This window comes from Pseudomonas sp. LBUM1676 (assembly GCF_059695605.1).
In genome coordinates this window covers 4,655,569-4,676,320 of record NZ_CP166777.1, presented here as the reverse complement: position 1 = coordinate 4,676,320, position 20,752 = coordinate 4,655,569, and the positions used below count along the sequence as shown (strand labels likewise).

Sequence of the window (20,752 nt, the reverse complement as noted above, 5' to 3'; positions counted from 1 at the left end):
CCTGTGGTATTAGAGGGATCGTCGGGGAGGCGGAAAATTCATTCGGATTGTCGAACGGCTGCCGCCGCCTTCGCGAGCAAGTCGAATCGTCGCACCGCCGCTCCCACACTGGATCTTTGCTGGACATGGGATTTGTGTACGCCCCGATTAGCTGTAGGAGCTGTAGACTCTTGGGCAATGACTTCACGAGGTGTTCCCCCCATGAGCGAGCCGATCCGTCTGACCCAATACAGCCACGGCGCAGGTTGTGGCTGCAAGATTTCACCCCAGGTGCTGGAGGTGATCCTGGCCGGCAGCGGGGCGCAGAACCTTGATCCGAAGCTGTGGGTCGGCAACGCCTCGCGCGATGACGCGGCGGTGTATGCCATCGACGAAGAGCGTGGCGTGGTGTCGACCACCGATTTCTTCATGCCGATCGTCGACGATCCGTTCGATTTCGGCCGCATCGCCGCCACCAACGCTATCAGCGACATCTATGCCATGGGCGGCGATCCGTTGATGGCGATCGCCATCCTCGGCTGGCCGGTCAATGTGCTGGCGCCGGAGATTGCCCGGGAAGTGATTCGCGGCGGGCGCTCGGTGTGCGATGAGGCAGGGATACCGTTGGCCGGCGGGCATTCCATCGACGCGCCGGAGCCGATCTTCGGCCTGGCCGTGACCGGTCTGGTGGAAAAGCGCCACATGAAGCGCAACGACACCGCCACCGCCGGTTGTCTGCTCTACCTCACCAAGCCCCTGGGCATCGGCATCCTCACCACCGCCGAGAAAAAGGGCAAGCTGCGCCATGCCGACATCGGCCTGGCGCGCGACTGGATGTGCACCCTGAACAAGCCCGGCAGCCATTTCGGCAAACTCGACGGCGTGACCGCGATGACCGACGTCACCGGTTTTGGTCTGCTGGGCCATCTGGTGGAAATGGCCGATGGCAGCCAGTTGACCGCGCGCATCGAATACGCGCGTGTGCCGCGCTTGCCGGGGGTCGAGTATTACCTTGAGCAGGGCTGCGTTCCCGGTGGCACCTTGCGCAACTTCGACAGTTACGCCAGCAAGCTCGGGCGGCTGCAGGAACTGCACAAGCGTGTGCTCTGCGACCCGCAGACCAGCGGCGGCCTGCTGATCGCGGTCAGCCCCGAAGGCAACGCGCAATTTCTCGAAGTGGCGGCCGGGCTGGGCCTGAGCCTTGAGCCGATTGGTCATTTGGTCGAGCGACAGACCCACGCGGTTGAGGTGTTCTGATGTCACTGGACTTCACCGATTACCGCGACATCTTTATCAACGCCCGGCCGATGATGGATGTTCGCGCGCCGGTCGAATTCACCAAGGGCGCCTTTCCCGGCGTGGTCAACTTGCCGCTGATGAATGACAGCGAGCGGCAACGGGTCGGCACTTGCTACAAGCAGCACGGCCAGCAAGCGGCCATCACCCTGGGCCATCAATTGGTGTCCGGCGACATCAAGGCCGAGCGCATTCAAGTCTGGGCCGATTTCGCCCGGGCTCATCCCGATGGCTATCTGTACTGTTTTCGCGGCGGTATGCGCTCGCAGATCGCACAGCAATGGCTCAGGGATGAAGCGGGTATCGACTATCCGCGAGTCGGTGGCGGCTACAAGGCGATGCGCACGTTCCTGCTGGACACCGTCGATCAGGCCATTGCCCAGTGCGATTTCGTCCTGTTGGGCGGCATGACCGGCACCGGCAAGACCGAGGTGCTCACGCAGCTGGGCAATGCGCTGGACCTGGAAGGTCACGCCAATCATCGCGGCTCCAGCTTCGGCAAACGCGCCACCGGCCAGCCCTCCAACATAGACTTTGAAAACCGTCTGGCCGTGGACCTGCTGAAGAAGCGCGCCCGTGGCATCGAACAGTTCGTGCTGGAAGACGAGAGCCGCGCGATCGGCAGCTGCGCGCTGCCCTTGCCGCTGTATCAGGGCATGCAGCAGTTACCGATGGTCTGGCTGGAAGACAGCCTGGAAGGGCGGGTCGAGCGGATTTTGCGCGACTACGTGGTGGATTTGTCCGCAGAGTTTATCGAGGAGTATGGCGATGAAGGTTTCGGGCAATTTTCCGAGCGGCTGCTGGCGAGCCTGAACAATATTCAGAAGCGCCTGGGCGGCGAGCGTCATCGGCGGATGTTGATCTTGATGGAAGAGGCCCTGGCGGAGCAGGCGAGCACTGGGGCGGTGGATTTTCACCGGGGGTGGATCGAAGGGTTGCTGCGCGAGTATTACGACCCGATGTATGGGTTTCAGCGGGAGAAGAAAGGGGCGCGGATCGAGTTTGCTGGGGAGCGGGGGGCTGTGCTTGAGTATCTGCGCGAGCGGGTGATCCTGCGAGGTTGATGGTGGTTTTGCCGGCCTCTTCGCGAGCAGGCTCGCTCCCACAGTGGATCTCGGCAGTACACAACATCGGTGTTCACCGAAGATCAAATGTGGGAGCGAGCCTGCTCGCGAAGGGGCCCTCGCAGACGCTATAAACCTGGAAGCAATACCGCCTCGATCAACTCACTGATGCTCAGGTCGGACAAGTCTCCTGACCATTATCCAGCCCTTGCTTGTAGCTGTGGCTCACCAGGCTGGCCTTGCCGTTGTGCCAGGTCAGGGTGAGCACGTACAGCGAGTCGTAGTCGCTGGACTCCCAGTCCTCGGTGATGTTCTGTTTCTTGCCGACGGCTTCGCCCGCGACCTTGTTGATCAGCTCCGGCAGGTAGCCGTGGGACCAGGCGGTGTAGATGACCGAGTTGTGGTACTTGTCGTGCAGCAGTTCATCCGCCAGGTCGCTGGTGTCGTTGGCCGAGAAGTTGATGTTCACCGGCAAACCGAGCTTGATCGCGCTGGGGCTGATGGTCATCAGGGGACGAATGTAGCTGTAGGAATTGTCGAGTTCGCCTTCCTCGACATTGCGCGTCGGGTTCGCTGCAAACACGTAGTTGGCCTTGCCGAATTTTTCCGGCAGCAAGGTGGCCAGGTCGATTGCGCGGTTCAAGCCCTGACAATTGAGCTGACCCAGGCCGCCGGCGGGTTTTTCCGCGTGGCGCAGGAATACCAGGGTCTGGGTGCCGTCCGCCGGTTGGGCGCGGCTTTCGCTGGATTCCAGCGACAGGAACAGCGCGCTCACTGCCAGCAAGGTGGGCAGGAAGATGTACGCGCGATGTTTGAAGCGTTTGGCGAATTTCAAAGGGTTCATCATGTAGGTGATCTTCGGCGTATTCGGTTAAGGCTGACAAACCTCTACACCGCGAGCTCCCGGCATCGGGTGTTTTCCATGTCATGGGGCCGGTCCTTTGAGTCCTCTGAAGCGATTTGGTTCGATTCGGACGAGCGCAGCACTCTAGCGGCACTTTATGCGAATTGGAGCAAAGGTTATCGACAGGATGTTGCAAATTGATGGACAGATTACCTCTGATTGCACAGAAAAAAGCGGCGATGTTTCGATCTTGCTCATCAGCGATATCGATAACGCCAAAAAATTGCAGCCTTCAGCGGCACCTGAATTATGATCGGCAGTCTCAAAATTTCCCGTGGATTTTCCCCAATGACCGATCTGTCCGCGTTCCCGATCACCCGAAAATGGCCGGCCCGATACCCCGACTGGATCCAGCTTTACTCCTTGCCGACCCCCAACGGCGTCAAGGTGTCGATCATGCTCGAAGAGATCGGGCTGCCCTATGAGCCGCATCGTGTGGGCTTCGATACCAAAGATCAGCTGTCCGCCGAATTCCTCTCGCTGAACCCCAACAACAAGATTCCCGCCATCCTCGACCCCCATGGACCGGACGACAAGCCGCTGGCGCTGTTCGAGTCCGGGGCGATCCTGATCTACCTCGCCGACAAGAGCGGGCAATTGCTGGCCCAGGAGTCGGCTGCACGCTACGAGACGATTCAGTGGCTGATGTTTCAGATGGGTGGTATCGGCCCGATGTTCGGTCAAGTGGGTTTTTTCAACAAATTCGCCGGCAAGGAGTATGAGGACAAGCGTCCGCTGCAACGCTACGTCGAGGAGAGCAAGCGGTTGTTGAGCGTACTCGATGGGCGACTCGAAGGGCGCGACTGGATCATGGGCGAGCGTTACACCATCGCCGACATCGCGACTTTCCCCTGGGTGCGCAACCTGATCGGCTTTTATGAAGCCGGGGATCTGGTGGGCATCAAGGACTTCGCCAACGTCACCCGGGTGCTGGAGCGCTTCCTGGCGCGGCCGGCGGTGATGCGCGGGCTGGAAATCCCCAAATCCATGTAGGAGCGGGCTTGCCCGCGAAGAGGCCGGCACATTCAACATCCATGTTGACTGGACGGCCGCCTTCGCCGGCAAGCCGGCTCCTATAGGGTTTTGTGTTGATGCCGATGATTGTTGCCGTTGCGGTAACGCAGTCTTGAGCGTTCGATGTTTGTGCGCTGCGCCTTGCAGGGCATAAGCTTTCGTCCCTTACGACTTTCGTCCCATCCCCCGATCTCCAGGAACCCCAATGTCCAGTCAGTTCCCCGAAGCACGTCCACGCCGTCTGCGCCGCAATGCGAGCCTGCGCAGCCTGTTCCAGGAAACCGAGTTCAGCCTGAACGACCTGGTGCTGCCGATTTTCGTCGAGGAAGAAATCGATGACTTCGTGCCGATCAAGAGCATGCCCGGGGTGATGCGTATTCCGGAATCGAAACTGGCTGGCGAGATCGAGCGTTATGCCCGCGCCGGGATCAAGTCGGTGATGACCTTCGGCGTGTCCCATCATCTGGACAGCAATGGCAGCGATACCTGGAGCGACAACGGCCTGGTCTCGCGCATGGCGCGCATTGCCAAGGATGCGGTACCGGACATGATCCTGATGTCTGACACCTGCTTCTGCGAGTACACCGACCACGGTCATTGCGGCGTGCTGCACAACCATGAAGTCGACAACGACCAGACCCTGATCAATCTCGGCAGACAAGCCGTGGCCGCCGCCCGGGCCGGGGCCGATGTGATTGCCCCGTCAGCCGCCATGGACGGGCAGGTCCAGGCCATTCGCCGGGCTCTGGATGAGGCGGGTTTCAGCCAGATCGCGATCATGGCCTATTCGACCAAGTTCGCCTCGGCGCTCTATGGCCCGTTCCGTGAGGCGGGTGGCAGTGCGCTCAAGGGCGACCGCAAAAGCTATCAGATGAATCCGATGAACCGCCGTGAAGCGGTGCGCGAATCGCTGATGGACGAGCAGGAGGGCGCCGACGCGCTGATGGTCAAGCCGGCGGGCGCGTACCTGGACATCATCCGCGACATCCGCGAAGTGTCGCGCCTGCCGCTGTCGGCGTACCAGGTGAGCGGCGAGTACGCGATGATCAAGTTCGGCGCCCAGGCCGGGGCGATCGATGAGGATCGGGTGGTGCGTGAAAGCCTTGGGGCGATCAAGCGGGCGGGTGCGGATCTGATCTTCACCTACTTTGCGATGGACCTGGCCTTGGCCGGGATCTGAAAACCACCACAAGACCCCTGTGGGAGCGAGACCGGCTTGTCGGCGAAGGCTGTGTGTCAGGCAGCATCAATGTCGACTGACACTCCGCTTTCGCCGGCAAGCCGGTCTCGCTCCCACATTTGATGGTGGTTCACCGGTTCAGGCAAAAAACGGCCTGATCCCATGATCCCGGAAGTACCGCTCGATCACCTTCGGATCGGAACACGTCTCGGCAATCGCCACATAAGTATCCGGCCGCAACAGATAAAACCCGTTACGCCCCAGGCCCGCCGCTTCAAACGCCGGACGCCAGCCGAACACGTGCAGCGGCAAATGATGTTCGTTGCACCAGGCAATCATTTCATCGCTGGTGTCGCCATACACATGCACCTGCCAGGTCAGGTTTTTCAGCGATTCGAAATTGTCCCCTTCACCGTCGTGGGCCCAGGGTAGCCGGTCGCCACCGTGCACCTGCCCGGCCACGCCTTTGCTCAACGGCATCCCGCGATAATTGAGGGTGATTTGCGACACGGTGCGAAAGAGGAACTCGCGGCTCGCTTCCAGTGACGCCACCTTGGGGATCAGGAACGGCGCCACACGAGTACGCAGCAAGTCGGCCAGGTTTCCGTCGGCGATCACGAAACTGAACACCCGATCGGTGGTGGCGACCAGTTTGCGGGCAAATGCGATGCGTTCGGTTTCATAGGTGTTGAGCAGTCTGGCCTCGGCACCGCCACTCAGTACCGCCGCCAGTTTCCAGGCCAGATTGATCGCATCGCCAATTCCGGTATTCATGCCCTGGCCGCCGGCGGGACTGTGGACGTGAGCGGCGTCGCCCAACAAAAACGCACGGCCGGTGCGAAAGTGATTCGCCACCCGATGATGCACGCGGTAGGTCGAGAACCAGTTGAGCTTTTCGACCTGCACCTTCATGTGCTCGATGGCCCGGCTGCTGACGTCTTCAAAACGCAGGGTCTCGGCCTGCTCGGCGCGCTCATCGCGCACCGTACCGATCAGTCGGGCTCGACCCTCATCGGCCAATGGAAATACCGCGAGAAAATCCGCTTCATCCAAGTCCAGGTGTAGCTCGCCATTGAAGGTCGGCCCACTGCCTTGCACGTCGGCGACGTAGAAAATCTGCTGATAAGTGCCACCCGGAAAGCCGGTGTCCAGGGCCTTGCGCACGATCGACCGGGCACCGTCGCAACCGGCCAGGTAACAGGTTTGACAGAGTTCCAGCTGGCCATCGGGCAAGCGCAGGCGGGCACTGATGCCGTCGCCGGTTTCCTCGAAACCCTCCAGCTCGGTGGTGCGCTCGACCCTGATGCCAAAGGCTTCGAGGCGCTCTATCAGCAGCTGTTCATGCTCGTCCTGGGGGTATATTTCGAGGAATGCGTAGGGCGTCAGGCCCTCGCCAATCGTGGTCAGTGGCAAGCGCGCCACGGGTTCGCCCTTGACCCAGAAGTTCGCCGCGGCGACTCGATGACCGTTCTGCACCACGGCCTGGCTGAGGTCGAGCTGGCGATACAGCTCCAGCGTCCGCGCCTGCACGGCCAGCGCCCGCGACGTGGTGCCGGGGCTCGACGCCTTGTCGATGATCCGCACGCGGATCCCCAGTTTGCTCAGCCACAGCGCCAGGACCAGGCCGGTCGGGCCGGCACCGATGATCAGCACGTCGCTACGGTTCATGTGCCAACCCTCCTCGATCTGTTGATCAAGTATGGTTCAGTCGAGGCGTTGGGGCAGGCTGGCCGCCCAATGGAAAAGGATGCAGCCGTACCTGCAGGAGCGAGCTTGCTCCGGGCGGCGTTCCGACGAAGAACCTGGGAGCACCACGGGGTGTCAGCTTCCCAGCGTTATCGTTGACCACCTTCGCGAGCAAGCTTGCTCCTACAGGGCGGTCTGTAATCTGCAGAGGGAACAGTGCCTGCTCTGCACAGTCATAGCCTGCGCCATGCCATTGATCGTATGGTTAACCCGGCTCAACGGATTTGATGGAGCACCATGCAAGCCAATCGATTGATCATGAGTATCGCCGCACTGCTGGTTCTCGCCGGTTGCGGCACTCAGCGCGTCCAGGAACCGCCTGTTCGCAAGCCCGCCGAGGTCAAGGCCGAGATCGTGCGCCTGCTGCCAGCCAAAACCGTCGACCGCCAAGGCTGGGCCACCGACATCTATGTAGCCTTTGCCGCCCAGAACATTTATCCCTCCACGCAAAACCTGTGCTCGGTACTCGCGGTCACCGAGCAGGAGTCAACCTTTCAGGTGGACCCGCCGGTGCCGGGCCTGGGCAGGATCGCCCGCGACGAGATCGACCGCCGGGCCGCCAAGGCGCACATCCCCGGCCTGCTGGTGAGCGGTGCGTTGCAGGTGAGTTCCAGCAACGGCAAAAGCTATAGCGACCGTCTGAATGCCGCGCGCAGTGAAAAAGAGCTCAGCGCGATCTTCGATGATTTCATCGGCATGGTACCCATGGGCCGCACCCTGTTTGGCGGTTTCAACCCGGTACACACCGGCGGACCGATGCAGGTCAGCATCGATTTCGCCGAGGAGCAGGCCCGGGATTATCCGTATGCGGTGGAAGGCTCGATTCGTCGTGAAGTGTTCAGCCGTCGCGGGGGCATGTATTTCGGCATCGCCCACTTGCTTGGTTACCCGGTGAGCTACAAGCAGCCGCTGTACCGCTTCGCCGATTTCAATGCCGGTTGGTACGCCAGCCGCAATGCCGCATTCCAGAACGCGGTGAGTCGTGCTTCGGGCATCCCGCTGGCGCTGGATGGCGACCTGGTGCGCTACGATTCGATCATGCCCGGCACCACGGAGCTGGCGGTGCGTACCCTGGGCAAGCAACTGGGCATGCGCAATCCGACCATCCGCGATCAGCTGGAGGAGGGCAAAAGCCTCGAGTTCGAGGACAGCGAGCTCTATCAGCGTGTCTTCGAGCTGGCCGAACAGGCCGAAGGCCGTTCATTACCCCGTGCGGTGTTGCCGGGGATCGTGCTGCAGAGCCCGAAAATCACCCGCAAGCTGACCACGGCGTGGTTCGCCAAACGGGTCGATGAGCGTTATCAGCGGTGTATGGCGCGGGAGTAGAAGCCGGCTTGCTGGCGAAGGCGTCTGCATGGGCGCTGCATGGCTTGAGGCCGCCTCGGCTTGGGCGAGTCCATTCAATTACAGGGGGGGCGGGCGCCGCCTGAATCCCGGTTTATTGCCGGCATCCATGGGCACTTCTACACTGATGAGCATCGCAAATTCGTTTGATGAAGCGGAACGAGGCCGGGTGAGAGCGCCTCTACTGACTATATTCTCGTCTCGCCAGGAGGCTGCACCATGTACCAGCTCTATGGACACCAGAACTCCGGCGCAGCCGCAATCGAAGCAGCACTCGAGCTCTGTGAAATCCCTTACCGCTTTATCGACGTCGAGTTGTCCCCGCAGGACGCCATGGCGTTGGAGAAACTCAACCCGCTCAAGCAGATTCCGACCCTGCAATTGCCCGACGGCAGCATTCTCACCGAGAGTGCGGCGATCCTGATTCACCTGGGGCTGACCTTTCCCGCTTCCAAGCTGCTGCCGGAAAACGCCGCCGAGCGCGACCAGGCCATCCGCGGCCTGGCCTTCATCGTCAGCAATTGCTATGCGGCCATCGGCATCATCGACTACCCCGAGCGCTGGTTGGCCACGGCGGATGAAGCGTCCAGGCACAACCTCATGGCCGGCGCGCGCCGTCGCCTGCATTGGAGCTGGGAGGTGTTTGCCGATCAGTTCTCGGGTGAGTTGTACCTGGGCGATGAAAGCCCCAGAGCCCTGGATGTGCTGGCGGCGGTGGTAAGCCGGTGGGCAGGCAGCCGGGAGCATTTGCGCACTACCCGGCCGGGGTTTTTCACGTGGCTGGAACGCATCGACCGGCACCCGACGCTGGCACCGGTCTTCGCCCGGCATTGGCCGTCCTGAGAACACCACAAAACCCTGTGGGAGCGACGGTGCGACGATTCGACTTGCTCGCGATGACGGACTGACATTCAACATTGATGTCGACTGTGATGGCCGCATCGCGAGCAGGCTCGCTCCCACAAGGGGTATGTGGTGTCAGGGTAATTATTCCCCGCGAATGTACTGCTCCAGCTGCCGGATCAGCTCGGCCTGCTCGGCGATGGCTTCCTTGACCAGGTCGCCGATCGACAGCAAGCCGATCAACGTGCCGCCTTCCACCACCGGCAAGTGCCGCAGGCGTTTGTCGGACATGATGCCCATGCAGGTTTCCACCGTTTGGTGGGTGTCCACGGTGATGACCGGCGACACCATGATGTCTTCGACCGGGGTACCGACGGACGAACGGCCCTTGAGCACCAGTTTACGAGCATAGTCACGCTCGCTGATGATGCCGATGACCTCGCCATTCTTGACAACCGGCAATGCGCCGACATTTTTCGCGGCCATGACCATCAGCGCTTCCAGCACCATTTGATGTGGCGCAATGGTATGCACTTCCTGATTTTGCTGGGCCTTTAACTTGAGCAGTTGGGCGACGGTTTTCATGGCGGTTTCTCAGGTGTTGTCGTTGTCCTTGAAGAATCGTAGACCCAGGCTCACAGAGCAAGACAGAAAGCGGCAGATAACACACAAAAAACGTCATTCGGCGGTTTTTCTCGTGCCGAGGGCCGCGATCGTTGCGTTTAACTCAACTCAAGCCAGATCGGCGCATGGTCCGAGGGTTTTTCCATCCCGCGCAGTTCGTAGTCCACGCCCGCGTCCTTGACCCGCGGCAACAAGCCGTGGGATGCCATGATCAAGTCGATCCGCAACCCGCGCTTGGGTTCGTCCTCAAAGCCGCGGCTTCGGTAGTCGAACCAGCTGAATCGGTCGGCCACCTGCGGGTTGAGGTGGCGGAAGCTGTCCACCAGGCCCCAGTTCTTCAACCGCGCCATCCACTCGCGTTCTTCGGGCAGGAAGCTGCATTTGCCGGTTTTCAGCCAGCGTTTCATATTGTCCGCACCGATGCCGATGTCGCAGTCTTCCGGGGAAATGTTCACGTCGCCCATCACCACCAGCGGCTGATCGTTGCTGAACCGGCTTTCCAGCAATTGCTGCAAGTCGCCGTAGAAGCGTTCCTTGGCCGGAAATTTGGTGGGGTGGTCACGGCTTTCGCCCTGGGGGAAATAGCCGTTCATGATGGTCACCGGCACGCCATTGGCGTCGGCGAAGGTGCCCCAGATGAAGCGGCGCTGGGCGTCTTCTTCATCGGTGGCAAACCCCTTGTGCAGCGCCAGCGGCTCCTTGCGCGAGAGCAGGGCGACACCGTAGTGGCCCTTTTGCCCGTGGAAGTACACGTGGTAGCCCAAGGCCTGAACCTCGGCCAGGGGGAATTGCTCGTCGTGGACCTTGGTTTCCTGCAGCCCGATCACGTCAGGTTGATGCTTCTCGATCAGCGCCGCCAGCTGATGCGGGCGAGCGCGCAGCCCGTTGATGTTGAAGGAGACGATCTTCATGGTCGGCAGTCCTGGCAAAAGGGCGATGCTAGCCGACATGAAGGAATGGGGCCAGCTTGGGGTGAGGCGATTCGCATTCCTCGATGGTCCTGTGTCGTCTGTTCCGGCCTCTTCGCCGGCAAGCCGGTCTCGCTCCCACATTGATATTGGTACGGACCACTGATTTCTTCAGTCTGGTCTATACCTTGTGAGAGCGAGACCGGCTTGCCGGCGAAGGCGGCCCCTGCACCCGCACTGATTTTGGATCAGCACGGAACTGTGCCGGCGCCGAAGGGCTCGTACCCATAAGAACGCGGCCTTTTGAGCTGCGCCCCAAAGAGATCAACCGTTATGCCCGAAACCTCGACCGCCATCGCCGATATCCACATGCTCGATAGCGGCTATTCCCGCGAAGCACGCTCTCTGTTGTACCAGGCCTATCGGCACGAACCGACCTTCGGTTATCTGTTCGAAGCGGAACGCCCCGGTTATGAACAACGGGTTCGCGCCACCGTGCGTGAACTGGTCAAGCAGCACTTCCTGCAGGACCTGCCGGCCATTGGCCTGCTGGTCAACGACCGGTTGATCGGCATCGCCCTGATCGCGCCGCCGCAACGGCGCCTGGGCATCACCGAAAGTTGGGCCTGGCGCCTGCGGATGGTGCTCAGCACCGGGTTTCGCTGCACCCGCCGCTACCTCGAGTATCACGATGCGGTGATGGCGTGCGTGCCGTCCGACTCGGTGCACCTTTTGCCGTTGCTGGGGATTCATCCACAATTCCAGGGCAAGCACTTCGGCGAACAGCTGCTGCAAGCGGTGCACAACTGGTGCGCGGTGGATGAACACTCACAGGGCGTCGTGCTCGATACCGGGAATCCTCGTTATCTGGAGTTCTATAAGCGTCAGGGCTATGAGGAAATCGGCGAAGTGGCCGTAGGACCCATCCGCGAACACGTATTTTTCCACGCTAATCCGCAGGTGTTACAAACAGCAACGGCATAAAGGTAGAACTTTCGTGCAAAGCGAGGCTCTATCACGCTCCCACGCTCGTGATAGCATCCGCGCCTATGAAGTTTCCTGGAAGATTTACCAGCGGCATGCTGATGCTGATCACCAGCTGCGCGGCGCTGGCGCAAAGTGAATTGGATGTTCGGATCAAACCGTCCAACGATGAACTCAAAGCCAATATAGAGGGCTATATCGGCAGCCTCGGCGATCGTGACGAGGAAGCCTTGCTGCGCTTCAGTCGTGGCGCTGAGGAACAGGCGCGCAAGGCCGCCCAGGCCCTGGGTTACTACCAGCCGCAGATCGACAGCGACGTCAAGGGTGGCAAGAAACCACGCCTGGTGCTGAACATCGATCCCGGCGAGCCGGTGCATTTGCGCAACGTCACCATTCGCGTTGAGGGGCCGGCCGCATCCCTTAAATCCTTTCGTGTGCCCAAAAGCGCTGCGCTGAAAACCGGCGCGGTGCTTAACCACGGGCATTACGAAGACGCCAAGCGCCTGATCCAGAATCAGGCCTCACGCTACGGCTTCTTCAGCGGACGATTCACCAGCCAGAAACTGGCGGTAGACCCGCGAGCCGGCGTCGCCGACATCGAGTTGGTCTACAACAGTGGCCCACGCTACTCCCTGGGCAAAGTCAGTTTTGAAGGCGACACGCCCTTCGATGAAGACCTGCTGCAGCGCATGGTGCCGTTCAAGGCGGGCGCCCCCTATGACTCCGAACTGATCGCCGAACTCAATCAGGCCCTGCAATCGAGTGGCTATTTCGAAGGGGTGCGGGTCGATGCGGCACCCACCGCGTCCAAGGACAATGTGATCCCGGTGGACGTCAAGCTCGACACCCGCAAGCCGCGGACCATGGGTTTGGGCCTGGGTTACTCGACCGACGTCGGCCCGCGGGTCAAGGCCAACTGGACCCGGCATTGGGTCAACCCCCAGGGGCACAGCTACGGCTGGGAGACCGAAGTCTCGGCGCCACGGCAGAACGTCGGGCTGTTCTACGACATTCCGCTGGACCCGCCACTGACCGACAAGCTGCGCTTCGCCGGTGGCTATCAGTATGCGGAAATCGCTGACAAGGACAGCCTGAGCAAGCTGCTGACCCTGGGGCCCGAGTGGCACAGCAAGTTGCCCAGCGGTTGGCAACGCGTGGTGTCGCTCAAATGGCAGCGCGAGGAATATCGCCTCGGTGATGACTCGGGCCTGAGTACGTTGCTGATGCCGGGGGTCAGCTATTCCTACCTTAAAAGCGACAACCGCATCGACCCGCACAACGGCTATCGCCTGGAATTCGAGACCAAAGTGGCCAAGGAAGGGCTGGGCTCGGACAACAACCTGCTGTACGGCACGGCGCTGGTGAAAGGCCTGACCACGGTCTTCGACAAACACCGCTTGCTCGGTCGGGTGCAGGTCGGCGGCAGCGCCACCAACGGCTATAAATCAGTGCCGCCGTCGCTGCGCTTCTTCGCCGGTGGCGATCAGAGCGTGCGCGGTTACGATTATCAGAGCCTGTCGCCGGAAAACTCCAACGGTGATCGCATCGGTGGTCGTTACATGGTGGCCGGCAGCGTCGAATATCAGTATTCCGTCGCCGAAAAATGGCGGGTTGCGACCTTCGTTGACCAAGGCAACTCCTTCAATACGCTAGAACTGCCGAACCTCAAGACCGGCGTTGGCATCGGCGTGCGCTGGGTGTCGCCGGTGGGGCCGATTCGTCTCGACCTGGCCCATGCCATAGAGGACGGCGGGTTTCGACTGCACTTTTCCATGGGGCCTGAGCTGTGAAGCGTGGTTTGAGAATAACGCTGCTGGCGGTACTGGCACTGTTGATGCTGGTCATCCTGACGCTGGCCACGGTGTTGGGAACGGTGACCGGCAGTCGCTGGGCGCTCGGGTTTGTGCCGGGTTTGACCGTGGAGAATTTCCAGGGTCGCCTGGGCGGGCAGTGGAGCGCCGACCACCTGCTGTGGCAGCAGGACAGCAGCCGGGTCGAGCTGAGCAAGGCGATTTTCGCCTGGTCGCCGTTGTGCCTGACGCGCATGACCCTGTGCATCGAGCAACTGAAGGCCGATCAGGTCAGCCTGCAATTTCCACCCGGTGAAGAAGATCAGAGCAGCGGACCCATCACCCTGCCGGACCTGACATTGCCACTGGCGATCGAGTTGGGCGACGTCCAGGTTGGCAGTCTGCTGTTCAATGGCAGTGAAGAGCTCAAGGGCCTGCAACTGGCGGCGCACTGGACCGAACAAGGTTTGCGGATCGACTCCGTGCACCTGCAACGGGATGAACTGAGCCTGAATCTTTCCGGCCTGCTGCAACCCTCTGGCAACTGGCCGCTCCAAGCCGAAGGCAAACTGACCCTGCCGTCACCGGGCACCGAACCTTGGGCGCTGGCCCTGAAGGTCGACGGCGATCTGCTGAAAACGCTGAACCTCAAAGCCGACAGCAGCGGCTATCTGAACGGACAACTAACTGGCCAATTGCAACCATTGGTGGACAACCTGCCGGCCAAGGTGCGGATCACCGCCGACGGCTTCAAGCCCAGTGCCGATCTGCCGGATACCCTGCAGCTCAATCAGCTGGAACTCACCGGCGACGGCGACCTGAAGCGCGGCTACCAGCTGCTCGGCAAGGCCACGCTGCCCGCCGAAAAAGGCCCGGTCGCGTTGTTGCTGCAAGGCAAGGTCGACGCCAATGGCGCGCAGATCGCCGGCCTGGACCTGACCGCCAACGATAAGCAAAGCCTCAAGCTCACCGGGCTTCTGGACTGGAGCAAAGGCCTGAGAGCCGAGGCGAAAATCGATTGGCTGGATTTCCCGTGGCACCGCCTTTATCCAGTGATCGACGAACCGGAAGTGGCGCTGCGCAGCTTCAACGGCCAAGTCTCTTATACCGACGGCAAGTACCTCGGCCATTTCAAGGCGGCGCTGGATGGCCCGGCCGGGGCGTTCAGCCTGAACAGCCCGTTCGCCGGCGACCTGACGAAAATATACCTGCAACAGATCCAGCTCGAAGCCGGGCAGGGCAAGGCCCAGGGACACCTGAACCTGCAATTTGCCGATGGCATTGCCTGGGACACGGCGCTGGACCTGTCGGCAATCAATCCGGCGTACTGGGTGGCGGAGTTGCCGGGCACCCTGGCCGGGCCATTGCGCAGCAAAGGCGAGCTCAAGAATGACCAGCTCAGCCTCAACGCCGACCTGGACCTGAAGGGCAAGCTGCGCGGCCAACCCGCAGTGATCCAGGCCAAGGCCGATGGCGGCGGCGAGCAATGGAACCTCAGTGCGCTGCAGATCCGCCTGGGCGACAACAGCATCAATGGCAAGGGCAGCCTGCAGCAGAAGCTCGCCGGCCAGATCGACATCAAGCTGCCGCGCCTGGCGCAGCTCTGGCCGCAACTGCGCGGTCAACTCAATGGCCGGGTCGATGTCGCCGGCACGCTCAAGGCGCCGCAAGGCAAACTCGGGCTGCAAGGCACGCGTTTGGCGTTCGAAGACAATCGTCTGCAAAGCCTGAACCTCGACGCGACGCTCGACAGCGCGCAACGGGCGAAAATCGATCTCAAGGGCAGCGGCATCCAGGCCGGCGACACTTCGCTGGGTACGCTGACCGCCAGTGGTCAGGGTGATATCAAGAACCAGAAGCTGGCTCTCGAGCTGCAAGGGCCGCAGCTGAAACTGGCGTTGGGATTCGACGGCGCGCTGGACAAGGGCAACTGGCGCGGACGCCTGGCCAGTGGCGATATCCAGGCCGGTGGCCAGGACTGGAAGCTGCAAGGTCCGGCGAAGCTCGAACGGCTGGCCGACGGCAAGATCAACTTCGGCGCCCACTGCTGGATGTCCGGCCCGGCCAGCCTGTGCGGTGAAGACCAGCGTCTGATGCCGGAGCCGAAGCTGCGGTATCACCTCAAGCAATTTCCGATCGACAGCCTGGCGCAGTGGTTGCCCAAGGATTTCGCCTGGAAAGGCCGGCTCAATGCCGACCTGCAACTGGACATGCCTGCCAGCGGCCCGAACGGTCAGATCAGCATCGATGCCAGCGGCGGCACCCTGCGCATGCGCGAAAAAGACCAGTGGCTGGACTTCCCGTACCAGACCCTGAAACTCACCAGCAAACTCACGCCGAAGCGCATCGACACCGACCTCAACTTCGTCGGCGGCAAGCTCGGCGAATTGATGGTACAGGCGCAAATCAATCCTTTGCCAAAAGACAAACCGCTGACCGGCTCTTTCCGTTTGAATGGACTGGACCTGTCCGTGGCGCGGCCGTTTGTGCCCATGGTCGAGAAAATGACCGGGCGCCTGAATGGCAGCGGCACGATCTCCGGTGCCTTGCTGGCGCCTCAGGTCAACGGCAGCCTGTTGCTCAGCGACGGCCAGATTTCCGGGCCTGAACTGCCGATGGAACTGGAAGCCTTGCAGGTGCGGGCGGTGATTGCCGGCGAAACCGTGCAATTGGATGGCCGCTGGAAAAGCGGCAAGGCCGGGCAGGGCAGCCTCAATGGCGACATCGCCTGGGGCCAGGCGCTGGTGGTGGACCTGGTGCTCAAGGGCTCGCAGTTGCCGGTAACCGTCGAGCCCTATGCCAAGCTGGAAATGGCGCCGGACCTGAAGATCTCGATGAAGGACGACAAACTGGCGATTGCCGGCAAGGTGCGGGTGCCCAAGGGTGAAATCACCGTGCGCGAGTTGCCGCCGTCGACGGTCAAGGTCTCCGATGACACGGTGATCATCGGCCAGCAGACCGAAGAGGGCAAACCGCCGATGGCCATGGCGATGGACATCGATGTGGTGGTGGGCGAAGAAAAACTCAGCTTTGCCGGGTTTGGCCTGACCGCCAACCTGCAAGGGCATGTGCACATCGGCGACAACATGGACACCCGCGGTGAGCTCTGGCTCAACGACGGGCGTTACCGTGCCTATGGCCAGCGGTTGACGGTTCGCCGGGCGCGTTTGCTGTTTGCCGGGCCCATCGATCAGCCCTACCTGGACATCGAAGCGATACGCCAGACCGATGACATCATCGCCGGTATCCGCCTCAGCGGCAGTGCCGAGCAGCCGACCACGCAAATCTTCTCCGAGCCGGCCATGAGCCAGGAACAGGCGTTGTCCTACCTGGTGCTGGGGCGTCCGATCAGTACCACCGGTGAAGACAACAACATGCTGGCCCAGGCCGCCCTCGGGTTGGGCTTGATGGGCAGCTCGGGGGTGACCGGCGGGCTGGCGAAAAACCTGGGCATTCAGGACTTCCAGCTCGATACCGAGGGCAGCGGCAACACCACCAGCGTGGTGGCCAGCGGCAATATCTCGGAGAAACTCAGCCTGCGTTACGGCGTTGGCGTGTTCGAGCCGGCCAACACCATCGCCTTGCGCTACAAGCTGAGCAAGAAGGTGTACCTCGAAGCAGCGGGTGGCGTGGCCAGTTCGCTGGATATCTTCTACAAGCGGGATTTCTAGGCCCCGTTCCCTTTCGGAAATTGAGTCGCCCCCATCGCGAGCAAGCTCGCTCCCACAGGTTCAATGCGATCCCTGTGGGAGCGAGCTTACTCGCGATGGCGTCGGCGTGGACGCCACATAATCCGGTGCCATTTATCAACTAAATAGCAAGCAACCTAACTATTGCGTTGACATTCGCTGCCTAAGCAGTAACATCTCGACATACATTCTCTGCCTAGGCAGCTAATTGGTGGCTAGATGAAACATTTCACTCCGGACGAATTCCATACCTGCCACCTCGGCCTCCTGCTCGGGCGCGCGGCGCTGCTCAAGGACCGGATCATCGACACCCACATGGAACCCCACGGCATCACTGCCGCGCAGTTCAAGGTGCTGATCATCATGGCCCAGTTCGGTGTCGATACCCCGGCCGAGCTGTGCCGCCACCTGTCCCTGGACAGCGGTTCGATGACACGCATGCTCGATCGTCTGGAACAGAAAGGTTTCCTCGCCCGCCAACGTTGCGCGGCGGACCGCCGCCAGGTGCAACTGGTGCTGACCGAACAAGGCCAGCGGTTGACTGAACGTTTGCCCGAGATCGGCGCCGACGCCATGAATGAACTGGCCGGCGCCATCACCCCGGAAGAATTGAACACCCTGGAACAAATCCTCAAGAAAATCCTGGTGGCTGCCGGTGACTCGATCACCCTGCTGCGGGTAGGTGACAAATGAACAGTAAAACCTTGCGCACCGGCCTGAGTCTGGTGCTGTTGGCCATGACCCTGGCCGGTTGCGCCAGCTACAGCGGCCTGACCACCGAAGGCGTCAGCCTCGAAGCGAAAAATCTCAAGGCCGGGCAGACCCTTGGCGGCGTGACCCTGTCGCTGGCGGCCTGGCCGAAAAGCGACTGGTGGACCAGCCTGGGCGATCCGCAACTCGATGGCCTGATCCGCGAAGCCCTGCACGACAGCCCGGACATGCAGATCGCCGACGCCCGTGCCCATCAGGCCAGCGCCGCCGCTTATGCCGCCGACGCCGAGCGGATGCCGACCCTCGATGCCAGCGCCGGCGTCAGCCGTTCGCGCCTGGCTCGCGATCAAGACCCGCGAGGGGAGGGTGATGCGTACTCCACCGTGCGCAACATCAGCGCCGGTTTCAATTACAACTTTGACCTCTGGGGCGGCCAGCGCGATGCGTGGGAAGCCGCACTGGGCCAGGCCCGTGCCGCCGAAGTCGATCAACAGGCGGCGCAATTGACCCTGGCTGCCGACGTCGCCCGCGCCTACAGCGATCTGGGGCAGGCGCACATCGTCCATGACCTGGCCAGCGAAGACCTCAAGCGTACCAGGCAGATGCTCGACCTGAGCCAGCGTCGCTTGAGTTCGGGGATCGACAGCCAGTACCAGTTCCAGCAGACCGAAAGCCTGCAAGCGTCGTCCGAAGCCAGCCTGATCGACGCCGAAAAACGCCTGCAGAGCGCGAAAATCGCCCTGGCCGTCTTGCTCGGCAAAGGCCCGGACCGCGGCAACGAGATCGCCCGGCCGAACGTTCTCCAGGCCAGCGCCGTGGCGCTGCCATCGGTATTGCCGGCCGAGTTGCTCGGTCGTCGTCCGGACCTGGTGGCCGCGCGTTGGCGGGTCGAGGCGGCGAGCAAGAACATCGACGCCGGCAAAACCCGCTTCTATCCCAACCTCAACCTGAGCGCCGCGGCCGGTGCCGAGTCGTTGCTGGGCGATGCGATGTTCGGTTCGGCCAGCCGTTTCTTCAACATCGCGCCGACGATCTCCGTGCCGATTTTCGACGGCGGCCGTCTGCGTGCCGACCTCGATTCCCGCGACGCCGATTACGACCTCGCGGTGGCGCAGTACAACAAAAGCCTGGTCAAGGCCTTGGGCGATGTCAGCGACACCATCAACCAGTTGCGCGATATCGGCCGGCAGATCGGCGCCCAGCAACACGCCACCGACATTGCCCAGCAGTCATACAACACCGTGGTCCAGCGCTACGGTTCCGGCATCGGCAACTACCTGGACGTGCTCAGCATCGAGCAGCAATTGCTCCAGGCCCAGCGTCAGCTGGCCAACTTGAATGCCGAGCAGATCGACCTGTCGATCCAACTGATGCAGGCACTGGGTGGCGGTTACCAGGGCGAAACCCTGACCGCCGCCAACGCAACCCCAGCCACGCAGCACCACTAATTCAAGGTATTCGTCATGGCTACTGCCGATACAACTCAAGCCCCTGACAACACACAAGACATCCGCAATCAGCGCAAACGCAAAGTCATGCTGCTGGTGTTGGCGCTCGTGGTAATACTCGCCGGCCTGGGTGTCTGGGGTTATCACCAATTCTACGGGCGCTGGTACGAAAGCACCGACGACGCCTATGTGAACGGCAACGTGGTGGAAATCACGCCGCTGGTCACCGGCACCGTGGTCAGCATCGGTGCCGATGACGGCGACCTGGTCCATGAAGGCCAGGTGCTGATCAACTTCGACCCTAACGACGCCCAGGTCGGTCTGCAAAGTGCCCAGGCCAATCTGGCCCGCACCGTGCGCCAGGTGCGTGGTTTGTACAGCAACGTCGACGGCATGAAAGCCCAGGTCAATGCGCAGCAGGCTGAAGTGCAAAAGGCTCAGGACAACTTCAATCGTCGGAAAAACCTGGCCGCCGACGGGGCGATTTCCCAAGAGGAACTGTCCCACGCCCGCGACGACCTGACCTCCGCCCAAAACGCCTTGGCCAACGCCCGGCAGCAGCTGAAAACCACCAGCGCCCTGGTGGATGACACTGTGGTCTCGTCGCACCCGGAGGTGATGTCGGCCGCCGCACAACTGCGTCAGGCCTACCTGAATAATGCGCGCAGCACCTTGATCGCGCCGGTCACCGGTTACGTCGCCAAGCGCACCGTGCAACTCGGTCAGCGAGTGCAACCGGGCACGGCGCTAATGGCGGTGATCCCGCTGGATCAACTGTGGATAGACGCCAACTTCAAGGAAACCCAACTGCGTGACATGCGCATCGGCCAACCGGTGGACATCGAAGCCGACCTGTACGGCAGCGACGTGAAATACAGCGGCACCATCGACAGCCTCGGCGCCGGCACCGGCAGCGCGTTTGCCCTGCTGCCGGCGCAGAACGCCACCGGTAACTGGATCAAGATCGTCCAGCGGGTGCCGGTACGGATCCACATCAACGCCGAAGAGCTTGCAAAACATCCATTGCGGGTCGGCCTGTCGACCCAGGTCGATGTGAACCTGCGCGACCAGAGTGGCCCGGTGCTGGCGCAACAGCCGCCGCAAAAGGCTTCGTTCAGCACCAACGTCTACGACCGTCAGTTGGCCGAAGCCGACGCGATGATCACCCGGTTGATCCACGACAACAGCGCCGCGGTCACCAAAACCGCGCAACGCTGACACCAACCCT

General features: G+C 61.5%; 17 protein-coding genes. 13 read left to right on the top strand and 4 right to left on the bottom strand.

The features are described 5' to 3' along the window. Positions 1-201 precede the first annotated feature (201 nt). Both selD and mnmH read left to right on the top strand, forming a co-directional pair. On the top strand, positions 202-1,236 hold the full coding sequence (selD, locus tag ACA041_RS21680) for a selenide, water dikinase SelD (protein ID WP_497437377.1): 1,035 nt from the start codon (positions 202-204) through the stop codon (positions 1,234-1,236). Continuing rightward, positions 1,236-2,339 (top strand): tRNA 2-selenouridine(34) synthase MnmH, encoded by a 1,104-nt coding sequence (mnmH, locus tag ACA041_RS21675; RefSeq protein WP_497437372.1) that lies wholly within the window; start codon positions 1,236-1,238, stop codon positions 2,337-2,339. The genes selD and mnmH overlap by 1 nt, the downstream gene beginning before the upstream one ends. Positions 2,340-2,511: 172 nt before the next feature. On the opposite strand, the gene ACA041_RS21670 is transcribed toward mnmH, so the two are convergent. After that, a complete protein-coding gene (locus ACA041_RS21670) occupies positions 2,512-3,183 on the bottom strand; it encodes a histidine phosphatase family protein (protein WP_497442142.1) in 672 nt (223 codons plus the stop codon). Between the two features lie 187 nt (positions 3,184-3,370). On the opposite strand from ACA041_RS21670, the gene ACA041_RS21665 reads away from it, so the two are divergent. The 3 genes from ACA041_RS21665 to hemB all read left to right on the top strand — a co-directional run bounded on the left by ACA041_RS21665 (position 3,371) and on the right by hemB (position 5,437). Further along, positions 3,371-3,496, top strand: coding sequence for a hypothetical protein (locus ACA041_RS21665; protein WP_497437368.1), 126 nt, complete (start codon positions 3,371-3,373; stop codon positions 3,494-3,496). A 35-nt stretch (positions 3,497-3,531) separates the two neighbouring features. Then, entirely contained in the window at positions 3,532-4,236 is a 705-nt protein-coding gene (locus ACA041_RS21660) for a glutathione binding-like protein (RefSeq protein WP_497437364.1), read from the top strand. A 226-nt stretch (positions 4,237-4,462) separates the two neighbouring features. Then, positions 4,463-5,437: a porphobilinogen synthase gene (gene hemB, locus ACA041_RS21655; RefSeq protein ID WP_497437361.1), complete on the top strand. Its 975-nt coding sequence runs from the start codon at positions 4,463-4,465 to the stop codon at positions 5,435-5,437. A gap of 138 nt (positions 5,438-5,575) precedes the next feature. Here hemB and ACA041_RS21650 read toward each other — a convergent pair whose 3' ends face one another. Continuing rightward, positions 5,576-7,105: an FAD-dependent oxidoreductase gene (locus ACA041_RS21650; RefSeq protein WP_497437358.1), complete on the bottom strand. Its 1,530-nt coding sequence runs from the start codon at positions 7,103-7,105 to the stop codon at positions 5,576-5,578. Between the two features lie 315 nt (positions 7,106-7,420). Here ACA041_RS21650 and ACA041_RS21645 point away from each other — a divergent pair, with 315 nt between their 5' ends. Next, entirely contained in the window at positions 7,421-8,509 is a 1,089-nt protein-coding gene (locus tag ACA041_RS21645) for a DUF1615 domain-containing protein (protein WP_497437356.1), read from the top strand. Between the two features lie 237 nt (positions 8,510-8,746). Continuing rightward, complete coding sequence (locus tag ACA041_RS21640; RefSeq protein WP_497437351.1) at positions 8,747-9,370, top strand: glutathione S-transferase; 624 nt, start codon at positions 8,747-8,749, stop codon at positions 9,368-9,370. Between the two features lie 144 nt (positions 9,371-9,514). On the opposite strand, the gene ACA041_RS21635 is transcribed toward ACA041_RS21640, so the two are convergent. Then, on the bottom strand, positions 9,515-9,955 hold the full coding sequence (locus tag ACA041_RS21635) for a CBS domain-containing protein (protein ID WP_154998438.1): 441 nt from the start codon (positions 9,953-9,955) through the stop codon (positions 9,515-9,517). Between the two features lie 137 nt (positions 9,956-10,092). Then, on the bottom strand, positions 10,093-10,905 hold the full coding sequence (gene xthA, locus ACA041_RS21630) for an exodeoxyribonuclease III (RefSeq protein ID WP_497437346.1): 813 nt from the start codon (positions 10,903-10,905) through the stop codon (positions 10,093-10,095). A 330-nt stretch (positions 10,906-11,235) separates the two neighbouring features. Here xthA and ACA041_RS21625 point away from each other — a divergent pair, with 330 nt between their 5' ends. The 6 genes from ACA041_RS21625 to ACA041_RS21600 all read left to right on the top strand — a co-directional run bounded on the left by ACA041_RS21625 (position 11,236) and on the right by ACA041_RS21600 (position 20,742). Beyond that, on the top strand, positions 11,236-11,886 hold the full coding sequence (locus ACA041_RS21625; RefSeq protein WP_154977717.1) for a GNAT family N-acetyltransferase: 651 nt from the start codon (positions 11,236-11,238) through the stop codon (positions 11,884-11,886). Between the two features lie 65 nt (positions 11,887-11,951). Then, positions 11,952-13,676 carry an autotransporter assembly complex protein TamA gene (locus ACA041_RS21620; RefSeq protein ID WP_497437344.1) on the top strand — a complete coding sequence of 575 codons (1,725 nt, stop codon included), beginning with the start codon at positions 11,952-11,954 and terminating at the stop codon, positions 13,674-13,676. Continuing rightward, positions 13,673-17,347, top strand: a complete 3,675-nt coding sequence (locus ACA041_RS21615) for a translocation/assembly module TamB domain-containing protein (RefSeq protein ID WP_497437343.1) — start codon at positions 13,673-13,675, stop codon at positions 17,345-17,347. Before ACA041_RS21620 ends, ACA041_RS21615 begins: the two co-directional genes overlap by 4 nt. Positions 17,348-17,584: 237 nt before the next feature. After that, positions 17,585-18,058, top strand: a complete 474-nt coding sequence (locus ACA041_RS21610) for a MarR family winged helix-turn-helix transcriptional regulator (RefSeq protein ID WP_497437341.1) — start codon at positions 17,585-17,587, stop codon at positions 18,056-18,058. After that, positions 18,055-19,524: an efflux transporter outer membrane subunit gene (locus ACA041_RS21605; RefSeq protein WP_497437339.1), complete on the top strand. Its 1,470-nt coding sequence runs from the start codon at positions 18,055-18,057 to the stop codon at positions 19,522-19,524. The genes ACA041_RS21610 and ACA041_RS21605 overlap by 4 nt, the downstream gene beginning before the upstream one ends. Before the next feature lie 15 nt (positions 19,525-19,539). Next, positions 19,540-20,742, top strand: coding sequence for an HlyD family secretion protein (locus ACA041_RS21600; RefSeq protein WP_497437334.1), 1,203 nt, complete (start codon positions 19,540-19,542; stop codon positions 20,740-20,742). The last annotated feature ends 10 nt before the right edge of the window (positions 20,743-20,752 follow it).